Genomic DNA, 15,657 nt, shown 5'->3' on the forward strand with positions numbered 1-15,657 from the left:
TATTTTTTTTTCCAAAGAAAACTATACCTTAGACAGACCTCTTTTTCTATGCCTTCTCAGGCAATCCACAACTTTTGATTATAACTCCTTCCGATGGCTCTCAATAAAAATGCAGAACTTGCAATGCAAAACCAGACTCCTTCTGTTCAAAGAATTGGTCTGGATGCTTTGAGTAATTCAACTGTAAATTGGGAAAAAATCTATAAAGGAAAGAACGGTAAAGAAGCTCAACAGGAAAGAAAAGAATTAAAAGACCATCAAAAGGAAGCAATTGATAAGGCAACTCAACATTTCTGCACACATGACCGTGGCAAAATGATTATGGCCTGCGGAAGCGGAAAAACATTTACTTCTTTAAGACTAGCCGAAACTATAACAAACAAAAAGGGAAAAATACTTTTCCTTGTTCCAAGTATTTCCCTTCTATCCCAGACTCTTATGGCATGGACTGCGGATGCTGATGAAGCAATCAGTCCTATTTGTATTTGTTCTGATACAAAAGTATCTTCAAAGAAAACTACTGATGATTCAGGAATTATTTCAGTTCAGGAACTTGCTGAGCCTGCAACAACAGATGTTGAAAAAATTCGTACTTTGATTAAAGCCAAACAATCAGTGAATCCAGACGGAATGCTTGTTGTTTTTAGCACATACCAATCTATAGAAGTAATTTCTAATGCCCAGAAATCAATCGGAAAGGATTTTGTTTTTGATTTGATTGTCTGTGATGAAGCTCATAGAACAACTGGTGTAACTCTTGAAAATGAAGAAGATAGTGCTTTTGTTAAAGTTCATGACAACGATTTTATTAAAGCAAGTAAACGTCTTTATATGACTGCAACTCCACGTCTTTACAAGACAGAAGATCAGGATAAGGCTAAAGAAAAAAACGCTTATCTTTGTTCTATGGATGATGAATCTCTTTACGGAAAAGAATTTTATCGTCTTTCATTTGCTGATGCCGTAAAGAAAGACTTACTGTGTGACTACAAAGTAATTGTCCTTACGATGAACAGAAAAAATCAAGACAAAATCCAGATTGCTGACGGTGAAGACGACACTCGTGCAGAACATCTTGATGAATGGCAGAAACTTGTTGGAACTGCGGCCGCATTAAGTAAAATTTCTTTGACAGATGATACTACTCTTTACAAAGATGATCCTCAGCTGATGCATCGTGCCGTTGCATTTTGTTCAAATATTAAATCTTCTAATAAAATCAAAAATACTTTCAATGTTTTGAATAAAGAATATGTAGATAACCTTGTTGAAACAAATGGTGAACATAAATATGTTCAGATTGAAAGCCGTCATGTTGACGGAAGCATGAATTCTCAGGAGAGAAATGCTGATATTCAGTGGCTTAAAGATACACCAACTGATTCAAACGACTGCCGTATTTTGTGTAATGTACGTTGTCTGAGCGAAGGTGTTGATGTTCCTTCTTTGGATGCGGCCATTTTCCTTAGTCCTCGCAAGTCTCAGGTTGAAATTGTTCAGTCTGTAGGACGAGTAATGCGCAAAAGCGAAGGCAAGAAATTCGGTTATCTTATTATCCCGGTAATTGTTGACGCCACAAAAGAAGCTGACAAAGCTCTTGAAAAGAACAAGGATTTCCAGATTGTATGGTCTGTTGCCTGTGCATTGCGTTCTCATGATGATAGATTCAATTTATTTGTAAACAATCCTGACTTGGATCCAAGCGGAAATGGAGGCGGTTCTGGCGGTGGAAATGGTGGTGGAAGAGGACCTATTATCCTTGATGGAGAACAGTTTGATTTTCCGAACGATGAACTCGAAACAAAATTTTATGCCCGCATGGTTCAGAAAGTAGGAGACAGAAGATATTGGGTTCAGTGGGCGCAAGATATTGCGTTAATTGCAGACCGACATATCAAACAGATTACGAAGAAAGTAGAAACTGACAAAATTGCTCAGGATTCTTTTGCAAAATTTATAGAAGGTCTTCATAAAAATATCAATAATTCAATCACAAAACAGTCTGCAATTGAAATGCTTGCTCAGCATATAATTACAAAACCAGTTTTTGAAGCTCTTTTTGAAGGTAGTGAATTTATAGCAAATAATCCTATTTCCAAAAGTATGCAGAACATTCTTGATATTATTGATATTAAGTCTGCAAATCAGGAAGAAGCCGATACCCTCAACCGGTTCTATGATTCTGTAAAAGAACGTGCTTCGGGTGTAAAGAGTGCTGACGGAAGACAGAAAATTATTGTCGAACTTTACGACAGTTTCTTTAAGAATGCCTTTCCAAAAATGGTTGAACAGTTGGGAATTGTTTATACACCAGTTGAAGTCGTAGATTTTATTATCAACAGTGTTGCTTATGTTTTACAGAAGGAATTCGGCAGAAATATTTCTGATGAAAATGTAAATATAATTGATCCGTTTACGGGAACTGGTACTTTTATTGTAAGACTTTTGCAGAGTGGATTGATTAGACCGGAAGATTTTAAGCGCAAATATATGCACGAAATACGTGCAAACGAAATTGTTCTTCTGGCATATTACATTGCTTCAATCAATATAGAAAATGCATATCACAGTATTCTGAATAATGAAGTTTTCTTTACAAACGAAGACAAGTCTTATTCTCCTTTTGGCGGAATCTGTTTGACAGATACTTTCCAATTGGCAGAAAATAACAAAGACTTGTTCAGCGATATGTTCCCCGTAAACTCAAGACGTGTTCAGGAACAAATTGATACGCCGATTCATATTGTTATTGGAAATCCGCCGTATTCTGTTGGCCAAAAATCTGCAAATGACAATGCACAGAATCTTCACTATCAGAATCTTGAAGCAAGAATTGAAAAAACTTATGTTGCAAAGAGTACTGCAATAAATAAAAACTCTCTTTATGATAGTTATATAAAAGCATTCCGATGGGCAACAGACCGACTTGACCCTGCTTATGGCGGAATTATAGGTTTTGTTACAAACGGTTCTTGGCTTGACAACAATAGTTTTGATGGTTTTAGAAAATGTATCGAAAAAGAATTTGAAAAAATCTATGTATTCAATCTTCGCGGAAACGCGAGAACAAGTGGAGAATTAAGGCGTAAAGAAGCCGGCAATGTTTTTAAAGAAGGAAGTCGAACTCCAGTTACAATTACAATTCTTGTTAAACGAAATGAAAGAAATACTGAGAAGGCAACTATCGTTTATCGTGATATAGGCGATTATTTAACCCGGGAACAAAAACTCAAAATTATCAAAACTGCAAAATCTATTGAAAATCTTGAAATGACTGAACTTCATCCAAATAAAGAGGGTGACTGGATAAATCAGAGAAATGATAAATTTGCAGAATATATTTATATTGGAGATAAAGATAATAAAAATAATGAAAAGACATTCTTTGACATAAATTATTCAAGAGGAATGGCAACAGGACAGGATGCAAGATTAGTAAATTTTGGAAGAACATTTTTAAAACAATGTATTGATACTTGTGTTATGGAACTTAATCAAGTTGTCGAACAAAGCAAAGAGAATTCAATAGATGTTGAGACAATTGTAAAATCAATGAAAATTCATAATGTTAGTTGGACAGATGAATTGAAAATGTATGCAAAAAGAGGTTTTATCTTTGAAAAATTTGATGATAAATATATTGTTGATTATGAATATCGACCATTTTGCAAGTCAAATATTTACAATTATAAACCATTGATTACTCGTACTTATCAAACTACCAAAATTTTCCCAAATTCGGAGATTTCTAATATCGTTATTTCCGTAAGTGGTATTGGTGCAACAAAAGAGTTTATGCCATTTATATCAGATTGCCTTCCCGATTTAGGATTAAATGCAGCTTGTCAATGTTTTCCTCTATACTGGTACGAAGAAAATAAAGAAGATCAACATACATTTGATTTTGAAGAGAAAAATCCTAATGGCAAATATATCCGCCACGATGGAATAACAGATTGGATTCTAAAACAGGCAAGAAACATCTACGGAAAATCTGTAGAAAAAGAAGACATTTTCTATTATGTTTATGGCTTCCTTCATTCAAAAGAATATAGAGAAACGTATTCTGCCGACTTAAAGAAAATGCTTCCTCGCATTCCTCTTGTAGACAAAAAAGAAGATTTCTGGGCATTCAGCAAAGCAGGCCGTGATTTGGCAGACTTGCATCTTCATTATGAAACAGTTGAACCAATGGAAGGTCTTGATGTTAAATTTACGGGAGATATGGGCGATGAATACGAGTATTTCTCTGTAGAGAAACTTCGTTTTCCTGCAAAAGATAAAAAAGACACAATCATTTACAACAATCATATTACAATTTCGGGTATTCCTGAAAAAGCGTATGAATATGTTGTTAACGGCAGAAGCGCAATTGAATGGATTCTGGACCGTTATCAGGTAACAGTAGACAAAGATTCGGGCATAAAAAACGACTGCAACAACTGGTCAAAAGAACACAAAAAACCGCGGTATATTTTCGATTTACTTCTCAGCATTATCAATGTAAGTGTACAAACGGTTGATATTGTAAATTCACTTCCAAAAATCGCTTTTGGAGAAACTGCTAAAAAAGAATGCTCATATCCAGAGCAAGATGAAAATTACGGACTTCTTAAAATAGCAAGTGATGAACCTGGTTATGGTATGAAAAAGTAATATATCGTTAAAAAATAATTTGAAACGCAATTTATTATTCTCGATTCCTATAATAAAAATAGAAGAATCTGGAGGAATATAATGAGATTAATTTCAAATACAAACAAACCAAATGACAGAATGCTTTTTTTATTATCAAAATATGGTAAGAATACAACGGTTTTAATTGCTTCGGCGTTTTTTGCAGACAGTGATTTGCTAATAAAAATGCTCGAAAATAATTGTACGGTTTATATGATAATCAGATTAGATGTCGGCACAAGTCCAGAGGCTCTATTAAAAGTAATTGATAAGCCGAATGTCTATATACGTTACTTTTCGGAAAGATATTTTCATCCGAAATTATTTATTTTTGGTCGTGAAATTGCCTATTTAGGTTCTGCAAATTTTACTCATAGTGGCTTAACTGTAAATAATGAACTTGATGTAGAGATTACATCTGACGAACCTATTTTTGATGATTTGGATTCTACTTTTTCTGATTATTGGGAACAAGCGGAGGTTCTCACAAAAGAAAGAATTATAGCATTCCAAGAAGCCATAAAGGGTTGCTATATTCCAGAACCACATCAGGCAATATCAAAAGCTGTCGGAACAGTTATGTATAATAATGCCGGATTTGATGGCTCTGATTTATCGAAAGAAGATAGATTTATATCAGATTTCAGGAAAAAGTATCAAATTTATATCGGAAAATTTAATCAATTAAAATCAATTTTTGAGGAAATTGGAACAAGACGTTATCCAGACCTTCCAATACGAATTGAAGTTGATCGTTTTTTGTGGTGGTTGGGTGTAGAACATGTAAAAGGAGAATCGTACAAAGACGTTCCTGAACAACCTATACAAGAAATCAAGCAAAAAATAGTTGGTTTAATTGAGGAATATAAAAGGTCGACAAATGAATATCTTGATAGGACTGCGAATGAACATTTTTGTAGTCTCAACAGAGGTTTTGAAACTGCGGAAAAAATTAATAAATATAATTATGACGAACTTTTTGAAATTCTGTGTTATGTTTATGCTTTCCATGATAGATTGAGATTTTATCCTAATGGTTTACCATCTATGAAAAAAAGTTTTATCGAAAAAAATTCCTTAGACCAAATAAAGAAAACAATAATATATTTGCTATTTGGTAAAGATGAATATGAGATGAGAGTTTTTAAATGTATAAAAACAAAAGAGTATAAACTTGCTGATTTTGGTGAACATTGTGTTAAGGAATTATTTGGTCGAGTTAATAAGAATGACGTTCCAATCTGCAATGGTTGTACTTTGAAAAGTATGCAATGGTTAGGTTTTGGTAAGCTAGAGTAAATTTACTCTCCGATTAAATACCCTTATTTTTAAAGAAATCTATAAACAGTTGTTCGGTCAACATGCAATAGGTTTACTATTTCTGTTCTGCTTACGCCTTCATCATCAATGTATTCGAGTTATTGTCAATTGTTGTGGATTGAAAAAAAGTGTCTTTTCATCAGGCAGCCTTCATTTGTTCACCGTCCACAAAAATTATATTTTTGGCGACAAGTTCAAGTTGTTTAAATCCCCTGAGCCGTCGCCAGTTTTTCTCTGCCTGAAGACAAAGCTTGAAAGCCATTGCAACAGAAGCAGCGGAAGAGCCGTTTCCTTTTGTTGACTTGTGGCGCAACCTGACTGTTGCAAATGTCGATTCAATCGGATTCGACGTTCTAATGTGAGCCCAATGTTCCGCCGGATAATCATAAAAGCGGAACAAATCCTCCTTGTCTTTTTCAAGACATTCCGTTGCCTTCGGATATTTTTTTCCGAAAGTTTCTATAAATAAGTCGTAGGCTTTCAAGGCGTTTGCACGTTTGTCTGCCTGCCACATATCCCGAATCATTTTTGTGGCCTGAGTCTGCACACAGTCAGGCAATTTGTCCAGAATGTTCATGGACTTGTGGAACCAGCATCTCTGAATTTTTAGCTGGCCCCAGATTTCATCAACTGCATTTTGAAACCCAAGCGCTCCGTCGCAGACTGCCAATTTTGGTGCTTTTGTCAGTCCGCGGAATTTCAAATCAAGCAAAACTCCACGCCAACTTTCCGTTGACTCGCGAATTCCGGCCTGTACAGCCACAAGTTCTTTTTTGCCTTCAACAGTTACGCCAATTATTACCAGAAGGCAGGTCTTTTCACCGTCAAGCCGGGACTTTACGTAAATTCCGTCTGCCCAAACATAAACGTATTCCTTTCCGGAAAGATCTCGTTTGCGCCATTCGTCATATTCAGCCTGCCATTTTACAGTAAGCTTTGTTATGACTGACGGACTCAGGCCCTTTGCTTCTTTACCAAGAACATCATGGAGCATGGCTGAAAACTTGTTTGAAGAAATTCCTGCAAGGTAGGCAGCGGAAAGTATTGCTTCTACTGTCGGAGTTTTTCTTGCAAACGGAGGAAGGACTTTGCTTACAAAGCGATCCTTTTCTTCAAGTGCACGGTCATCAACTCTGGGAAGCCTGACTGTAACGTAACCGTTTGTAGTAAGAATTGTCCGTTCTTTGTGAAAGCCGTTTCTTACTACAAGTTTGTTTCCGGTTTTGTCTACGATAGAAGAAGTTTTATTAAGAAAACGCTGAACTTCATCCTCGTAAAGACTTTCAATTACTTCACGTGCTCTTGCGCGGATTGCTTTTTCAAGCAAATCAATCGTTGGACTATTGGAATTTTCTTCAATTTCCAGTATTCTTTTCATAAGAGGTCTCCTTCGGTGTTTATTTTTTTTTCCAAAGAAAACTATACCTTAGACAGACCTCTTTTTCTATGCCTTCTCAGGCAATCCACAACTTTTGATTATAACTCAATGTATTCATCTATGACAAGACCTTTTCTTTTGCATAAATCTTCAATTCCAAGTTTTTGGTTTGCGCCGTCCTGTTTGTCGGTGCTTACTCTGATATATCCGTATGTCATGAGTATATTATCGGAATTATAGTTTGGTCTCGGTTTGATATTTATAGAATGTCGTCGTTAAGTAAAAAATCAAGAAGTCCAATAGTAATAATTCCTTTTTCATTAGTCTTTTTTTTAATGTCATCGCCAGTGATAATTATTTTTTTGAAATTGTCATTTATTCGTAAAAGAGGACGTTCTTCCTGCATTTTCTCCTGCTGCATTCCCAACAATTAAATACATTAAAAATCTAAAAAGTTTGGAATTTAAAGTAGCGCTCAAATATTTTAAATGTTTTCCAGTAAAAAAATGCATACTATCTTGGATATAAATTCCTTTATCAACTAAGGCAAATTGTTTCTCCATTCCGATATATTTTGAAAACATGCTCTTTTTTTTTCATTACAAATTTCTAATTTCCACTCTTCCTTTCAGGTAAGCTTGCAAGAATGATCGCCGCAAAAATCATCGCAATTCCAAGCAGCTTAAAAAATCCTGCAGATTCTTTCCATAAAAAGATTCCGATTAATGTTCCTACAAGAGGTTCAACTGTTGCAAAGATTGCGGCCCTCCCTGCTTCAAGACCCGAAAGTCCGAACGTGTAAAGCAAAAATGGCAACAACGTACAAAAAACTGCAGTTCCCAAAAAAAACAAAAATGAGCGCACACTCATTGCGCCTGCAAGTTCAACAGGAGACGAAAGAGGAATCATTGCAACAGAAGCAAACAAAAGTGAATAAAAAGTTACAGTAAGCGGCTCATATTTTTTTAATGCCACACGCCCGAAGATTGAATAAAGTCCGTAGCCCAATCCCGAAAGAAGCCCGACAAAAAATCCTTTAGGAGAAACAGAAGTTCCGCTTCCAAAAATTCCTGCAACAAAAACACAGCCTGCAAACGTAATTACAAGAGCCGCCGCTTTTAAAAAAGTGATTTTTTCTTTAAAGAAAATCGCAGACAAAATCAAAACAAAAACCGGCGACGTATACAAAAGCACAACTGCAACAGAAGCGCCGCATTCAATAATCGTAGAAAAATAGCAGACAGAAAAAAACGCCATGCTCAAAATTCCGCTTCCAATAAAAATCCAAATGTCACGAAGATGAATTTTAAAAAGAGCCGGATTTTTTAAGGCAATAACAGCCGCAAGAATTCCTGATGCAAGCAAAGAACGCATAAGCATAATCTGTCTGGAAGAAAAACCAAGAAAACTGAGCGAGCGTACAAAAATGCTCATTGTTCCCCAGAGAATTCCGGCAGCAATTACACAAAATGAATAAATGATTTTTTTTGAATCAATTGTATTTTTTGAAGTGTCCATCTTTTTCCTGTAAACCGCACAATATTAGCACAACAAAAAATATTTTTCCATTGTAGCATCACGAGAAAAGCCTGGAACAGTTGCAAAACTTAGTCAAATCTGCTATACTATAAAAATCCGACAGAGAGGTCGCAGATGAATATATATGGGAAAACCATGTGTATTTGTCTGCGGCCTCTTTTTTTATTCCTAATTTTAAATGTAAGGGGTTATTATGGGAAAAGCAGACGGTTTTATGTTGTACAAGCGTGTTGAAGATTCATGGATTGAACCTGCAGAACGCATCAAAAACTTCAAGGAATTTCACAATCATCTTAATGACAAGGAACGCCGTGAACAGGCCGCGCGCTGTATGAACTGCGGTGTGCCTATGTGCCAGAGTGCAATCCGTCTTGGAGGAATGGTAACAGGCTGTCCGTTGCACAATTTTATTCCGGAATGGAACGATGCACTTTACAAAGGCCAGTATGACATGGCTGCCTGGCGTCTTTTAAAAACTTCCAGTTTTCCTGAATTTACAGGACGCGTTTGCCCGGCACTGTGCGAAAAGGCCTGCAACTGCGGTAACGGAGGAGACATAAAGGACGCGGTTACAATTCACGACAACGAACTTTATATTATAGAAAAAGCATTTGAGTCAGGCTACATGAAGCCGCAAATTCCAAAGGTACGCAGCGGCAAAAAAATTGCTGTCGTTGGATCGGGACCTGCAGGCCTTGCTGTAGCAGACCTTCTTAACCGCCGAGGACATTCAGTAACAGTTTACGAACGAGATGACAGAGCCGGTGGTTTGCTCATGTACGGTATTCCAAACATGAAGCTGGACAAAAAAATTGTTGAACGCCGCGTAAACTTAATGAAGGCCGAAGGCGTAACTTTTGTAACAGGAGCAGATGTTGGCAAAACAATTGATGCCTCACAGCTTGTTGCAGACTACGATGCAGTTGCTTTGTGCTGTGGCGCAAAACAGGCCAGAAGGCTGAATGTCGCAGGCGAAGAGTCAGCAGGAATTTTACCGGCAGTTGACTTTCTTAAAAGCGTAACACAGTCTCTTTTGAATTCAGATTTTGCAGACAAAAAATTCCTTGACCCGAAAGGAAAGCATGTAATTATAGTTGGTGGCGGCGATACAGGAAACGACTGTACGGGAACATGCGTAAGACTCGGGGCAGCAAGCGTTACGGCACTTGAAATGATGCCCCAGCCACCGGCAGAACGTGCAGCAAACAATCCGTGGCCGCAGTGGCCCAAAGTTCTTAAAACAGACTACGGCCAGCAGGAAGTAATAAAAACAGAAGGCCACGACCCGCGCGTTTACAAAACAACAATAAAGGAAATCTACACAAAAGACGGTTCTGTCTGCGGAATAAAAACTGTTCAGGTTGAATTCAAAAATATTGACGGCCAGAGAAAACTCTGTGAAATAGAAGGAAGCGAAAAAGAACTTCCGGCAGACATGATTCTGATTGCAGCAGGATTTACTGGTTGTGAAGACTACACGGCAAAGGCATTCGGAACAGATCTTACACCGCGCAATGTTGTGGCAACTTCAAAAAGCGATGACTATGCTACAAGCAAGGAAAAAGTATTTGTTGCAGGAGACATGCACCGCGGACAGTCACTGGTTGTTTGGGCAATAGCAGAAGGCCGTGAATGCGCAAGACAGATTGACGAATATCTTATGGGATACACAAATCTGTAATAACAGGTAACTTCGAAAGTCAACCCTTACAGGCTTTCGTCGTATATAACCCTTACGGGTACTTCCCGGTATGAGCAGACTGTTCGTACCGGGAAGTTTTTTTTGTGTTTCAAAGTAACAGAGTTATTTTGAAACTAGCCGGCTTGGAGGGCTGTCAGGCTGCGGCTTATTGAATGACAGGTACTTTTTGCAATAATTGCCCGCGCGGGAGGACGGGGGAAGCGGAAATGATTTGATTTTTAGCGTCGCGAAGCGACATTTGATAGTTTCCATACAAAAATCACATCAAGGGCCTTATGGCCCGGTTTTCGATTTCACCGGCCGACCAGGAGGGCTGTTATTTAAATAAATTTCTGTCAGTAAAAAAAGCCCGGCCGCCTAAAAAGACAACCGGGCTTAATTAACAGTTTATGCATTCAGCACAATTCAGGCAGTAAACTTTTTGAATGCATCAAGAACAGCATCGTCATGTTCAAGACCGCGGCTTTCACCGTCGGCAATAAGACTGAGCATCTTGCTGTAGTCATTCGGAATAATTTTCTTAAAGTGTGTTATGTATGTACCAAAGTCGGCAAGTATGCGCTTTCCCAAATCACTGCCGGTTTCTGCAACATGCTTTTCCACAAGTCCCTTAAGAAGTTCAACATCGTGGGTGTCGCTGACTTCACTCATTGTAACAAGCTGCTTGTTAAGGCGCAGGTACAAATCATGGTTCATGTCCAGAACGTAGGCAACACCGCCGCTCATTCCGGCTGCAAGATTGCGTCCCGTCTGACCAAGAATTACTGCAACACCGCCGGTCATGTACTCAAGTCCGTGGTCACCGCATCCTTCTGCAACAACAGTCGCCCCGGAATTACGTACGCAGAATCTTTCTCCTGCAATTCCGTTTATAAATGCCTTGCCGCTTGTTGCACCAAACAGAGCAACGTTTCCTATGATGATATTTTCTTCGGCTTTGTATCCTGCATTCTTTGGTACAGTGACGACGATTTTTCCGCCTGAAAGACCTTTTCCAAGATAGTCGTTGGCATCACCTGAAAGTCTCATCGTAAGACCCTTCGGAATAAATGCGCCAAAACTCTGTCCGCCGCCGCCCGTGCAGTTTACGATATAAGAATCTTCTTCAAGGGAAGATCCGAATGTCTTTTGAATCTCGCTTCCAAGGATTGTTCCGACAGTGCGGTCTGTAGAAGAAACGCAAATGTCAAATGTTCCTTTCTTTGCCTTCTTTGTCTTTTCAAAAGATTTAAGAAGTTTTGAAACATCAACAGTTTTTTCGAGTTCAAAGTCGTAAACATCTGCCGGGTCAAAGTGAGTTTTTTCTTCACCAGAAGATGCACTCCAACCGATAATGCGGCTCATGTCAACAAGGTTTGCCCTCTGGAATGCACTCTTTTCTTTTATGCCAAGAATCTCTGTGTGACCGCACATTTCATCAATTGTTCTGAAACCGAACTTTGCCATGTATTCGCGCAACTCGGCTGCAATAAACTTCATGAAATTTTCGACATATTCAGGCTTACCGGTAAAGCGTTTGCGAAGTTCCTCGTTCTGTGTGGCTACTCCGAACGGACAGGTGTCAAGATTGCATACACGCATCATAGCACAGCCCATTGTAATAAGAGGCGCTGTAGCAAAACCGAATTCCTCTGCTCCAAGAAGACAGGCAATTGCAACATCACGTCCGCTCATAAGCTTACCGTCTGTTTCAATTACAACGCGACTTCTGAGTCCGTTCTGGATAAGTGTCTGGTGCGTTTCGGCAAGACCAAGTTCCCACGGAAGACCCGCATGATGAATGGAAGAAAGAGGTGCAGCTCCTGTTCCGCCGTCGTGTCCAGAAATAAGAATAACCTGTGCGCCGGCTTTTGCAACCCCGGCAGCAATTGTTCCGACTCCTGCTTCGCTTACAAGCTTTACAGAAATACGTGCCTTGCGGTTTGCATTCTTAAGGTCGTAAATAAGCTGAGCCAGATCTTCTATAGAATAAATGTCATGATGCGGTGGCGGCGAAATAAGTGACACTCCGGGAGTTGCATACCGTGTTTTTGCAATCCAAGGGTAAACTTTCTTTCCGGGAAGATGTCCGCCTTCACCTGGTTTTGCTCCCTGTGCCATCTTAATCTGAATTTCCTTTGCGCTCAAAAGATATTCTTCTGTTACACCAAAGCGTCCCGAAGCAACCTGTTTGATTGCAGAGTTTCTGTCAGTTCCAAGACGTTCGGGCCGCTCTCCTCCTTCGCCGGAATTTGATTTTCCGTGAAGATGGTTCATTGCGAGTGCCATACATTCGTGGGCTTCCTGGCTTATTGAACCGTAACTCATTGCACCGGTCTTGAATCTCTTTACAATTTCGTCAACACTTTCTACTTCGTCCAGCGGAATTGACTTTGACTCGTCATAGTTGAACTTAAGCATTGCGCGCAGTGTATGCGGATGAGCATTGTCGTCTACAAGAGCCGTGTATTCCTTAAAGCGCTCGTAACTTCCGCTGTGTGTCGCTTCCTGAAGGGCAATAATTGTTTCGGGAGAATAAAGATGGTCTTCGCAGGTAGGTCCGCGGCGCAGTTTGTGCATTCCCACAGAATCAAGATGGGTATTCACTGTAAGTCCGAGCGGGTCAAATGCCTTGTTGTGGTGGAAGTTAACATCTTCTGCAATTTCCTTAAGGCTTATTCCGCCAACGCGGCTAACAGTGTTTGTAAAGTAAGTGTCAATTACATCCTTTGCAATTCCTACTGCTTCAAAAATCTGTGCACTCTGGTAAGATTGGATTGTGCTTATTCCCATCTTTGCGGCAATCTTTACAATTCCGTTTAAGAGGCCCTTATTGTAGTCATCAATTGCAGTGTGGTAATCCTTGTCCAAAAGTTTCTGGTCAATAAGTTCTGCAATACATTCATGTGCAAGATAAGGATTGATTGCGCGTGCTCCGTAACCAAGAATCATTGCAGCCTGGTGAACATTGCGCACTTCTGCCGTTTCAAGAATTATTGAAATTGCAGTACGCTTTCTTGTACGTATCAGATACTGTTCCACTCCGCTTACCGCAAGAAGTGACGGAATTGCAACATGGTTTTCGTCAACACCGCGGTCGCTTAAAATAATGATATTGCTTCCAGAATGATACTCGCGGTCAATTGTAATAAACAGATTGTCCAGTGCTTCCTTAAGAGAAGTATTCTTATAATATAGAAGAGAAACGACAGAACTCTTAAGGCCCTTTGTGTCAAGATTCTTAAGTTTGAGCATATCAACGCCGGTAAGAATCGGATTGTTGATTTCAAGGACAGTACAACTCGAAGCTTTGGGTTCAAGAAGGTTTCCGTCACTTCCTACATAAACAGTTGTGTCTGTAACAATTTTTTCACGCAGGGAATCAATCGGCGGGTTTGTAACCTGTGCAAACAGCTGCTTAAAGTAATTGAACAGCGCCGGATGCTTATCGCTCATTACTGCAAGCGGTGTGTCCACGCCCATAGCTCCGGTCGGCTCTATTCCGTTCTGTGCAAGGGGAAGAATCATTTCGTTGACATCTTCGTAGTTCCAGCCGAACGCGCGATACATTACATCACGTTCTTCCTGTGTGTAAACCGGAATTTTCTTGTTTGGAATCTTAAGATCAGAAAGTTTTTTGAGGTTAAGATTAAGCCACTCACCGTAAGGATAAAGATCTATGTATTCTTTCTTTGCATCATAGTCCGAAATAAGCTTTTTCTGAACAGTATCAACAAGAAGAATGCGGCCCGGCATAAGACGTGACTTTTTTACAATATTTTCTTCTGGAATATCAAGAACTCCGACTTCAGAAGAAAGAATAAGTTCATTGTCTTTTGTAATATAGTAGCGGCTTGGTCTGAGTCCGTTGCGGTCAAGTGTTGCGCCGACAAGGTCTCCGTCGCTGAACAGAATTGCGGCAGGTCCGTCCCAAGGTTCCATCATTGTAGCCCAGTAATGGTAGAAGTCCTTTTTGGAACTGTCCATTGTGTCATCGTTTTTCCACGGCTCAGGAATACAGACCATTACGGCAAGCGGAAGAGGCATTCCGTTCATTACAAGGAATTCCAGCGTATTGTCGAGCATTGCTGAATCGCTGCCGCTCAGGTCTACAGCCGGAAGAATCTCGCGTATTTCATCGTCACTGAACACAGGAGACTTTATTGTCTCTTCACGTGCAAGCATTCTGTCTGCATTGCCACGGATTGTGTTTATTTCGCCGTTGTGTGCAATAAAGCGGTTCGGATGTGCACGCTGCCATGAAGGCTGTGTATTTGTGCTGAATCTTGAATGAACAAGAGCCATGCTTGAAACATAGTCTTCACTCTGAAGGTCGGTGTAGAAAGTACGAAGCTGTTTTACAAGGAACATTCCTTTATAAACAATCGTGCGGCTTGAAAATGAAGCAACGTATGTATTCAGGTGTGAATGTTCAAATTCGCGGCGCAGAATATACAGTTTTCTGTCAAAGGCAAGTCCTTTTTCTACATTCTGCGGGCGTTCAACAAAGCACTGCATGATACACGGCATACAGTCACGGGCTTTCTTTCCCAAAACTTCGGGATTCACCGGAACTTCGCGCCAGCCCAAAAACTTAAGTCCTTCCTTTTCTGAAAGAACTTCAAGCATTTTCATTGCCTGACTTCTTATAAACTTATCCTGCGGAAAAAAGAACATTCCGATTCCGTAGTCCCTTTCGCCGCCAAGTGTAATTGAGCAGTCAGCTGCAGCTTTTTTAAAGAATTTGTGCGATACTTGGACAAGTATTCCTACTCCGTCTCCTGTTTCGCCGGTAGCATCTTTTCCCGCACGGTGTTCAAGCTTTTCTACTATAGAAAGAGCATTGTCTACTATTTTATGAGTCTGTTTTCCGTCAATGTTAACAACCGCACCGATTCCGCAGTTGTCATGCTCAAACGACGGCTCATACAAAGTATTTTTGTTTTGGATCATTGCAGCCCCCTTACTCGCTACATATACGTTTAGTCTGAAAGTTTAAAAAAAATGACGTTCGGTCGGAAAAACTCATTTGCCGTAAGGGCACAATAAGTTCGTCCAACCA

At 39.5% G+C, this 15,657-nt stretch carries 8 protein-coding genes; 3 read left to right on the forward strand and 5 right to left on the reverse strand.

What is annotated here, in order from left to right:
* Positions 1-93: 93 nt before the first annotated feature.
* The gene (locus tag IWA51_RS11500) at positions 94-4,656 is read left to right on the forward strand and encodes a type ISP restriction/modification enzyme (protein WP_198442521.1); all 4,563 of its coding nucleotides are present in this window, start codon (positions 94-96) and stop codon (positions 4,654-4,656) included.
* 81 nt (positions 4,657-4,737) lie between these two features.
* Positions 4,738-5,976: a phospholipase D-like domain-containing protein gene (locus IWA51_RS11505; protein ID WP_198442522.1), complete on the forward strand. Its 1,239-nt coding sequence runs from the start codon at positions 4,738-4,740 to the stop codon at positions 5,974-5,976.
* Positions 5,977-6,136: 160 nt separating this feature from the next.
* Here IWA51_RS11505 and IWA51_RS11510 read toward each other — a convergent pair whose 3' ends face one another.
* From IWA51_RS11510 to IWA51_RS11525, 4 genes are all read right to left on the reverse strand, one after another.
* Positions 6,137-7,375 carry an IS256 family transposase gene (locus tag IWA51_RS11510; RefSeq protein ID WP_198441892.1) on the reverse strand — a complete coding sequence of 413 codons (1,239 nt, stop codon included), beginning with the start codon at positions 7,373-7,375 and terminating at the stop codon, positions 6,137-6,139.
* Between the two features lie 98 nt (positions 7,376-7,473).
* Positions 7,474-7,593: a recombinase family protein gene (locus IWA51_RS11515; RefSeq protein WP_198442523.1), complete on the reverse strand. Its 120-nt coding sequence runs from the start codon at positions 7,591-7,593 to the stop codon at positions 7,474-7,476.
* 41 nt (positions 7,594-7,634) lie between these two features.
* Positions 7,635-7,796: a hypothetical protein gene (locus IWA51_RS11520; protein ID WP_198442524.1), complete on the reverse strand. Its 162-nt coding sequence runs from the start codon at positions 7,794-7,796 to the stop codon at positions 7,635-7,637.
* 188 nt (positions 7,797-7,984) lie between these two features.
* Positions 7,985-8,893: a DMT family transporter gene (locus IWA51_RS11525; RefSeq protein ID WP_198442525.1), complete on the reverse strand. Its 909-nt coding sequence runs from the start codon at positions 8,891-8,893 to the stop codon at positions 7,985-7,987.
* A gap of 214 nt (positions 8,894-9,107) precedes the next feature.
* Between IWA51_RS11525 and IWA51_RS11530 the strand changes: the two genes are divergently transcribed.
* Positions 9,108-10,595: a glutamate synthase subunit beta gene (locus IWA51_RS11530; protein WP_198442526.1), complete on the forward strand. Its 1,488-nt coding sequence runs from the start codon at positions 9,108-9,110 to the stop codon at positions 10,593-10,595.
* A 426-nt stretch (positions 10,596-11,021) separates the two neighbouring features.
* Here IWA51_RS11530 and gltB read toward each other — a convergent pair whose 3' ends face one another.
* Positions 11,022-15,548, reverse strand: coding sequence for a glutamate synthase large subunit (gene gltB, locus IWA51_RS11535; protein WP_198442527.1), 4,527 nt, complete (start codon positions 15,546-15,548; stop codon positions 11,022-11,024).
* Positions 15,549-15,657: the final 109 nt, after the last annotated feature.

The organism is Treponema peruense (genome assembly GCF_016117655.1).
Taxonomy (GTDB): domain Bacteria; phylum Spirochaetota; class Spirochaetia; order Treponematales; family Treponemataceae; genus Treponema_D; species Treponema_D peruense.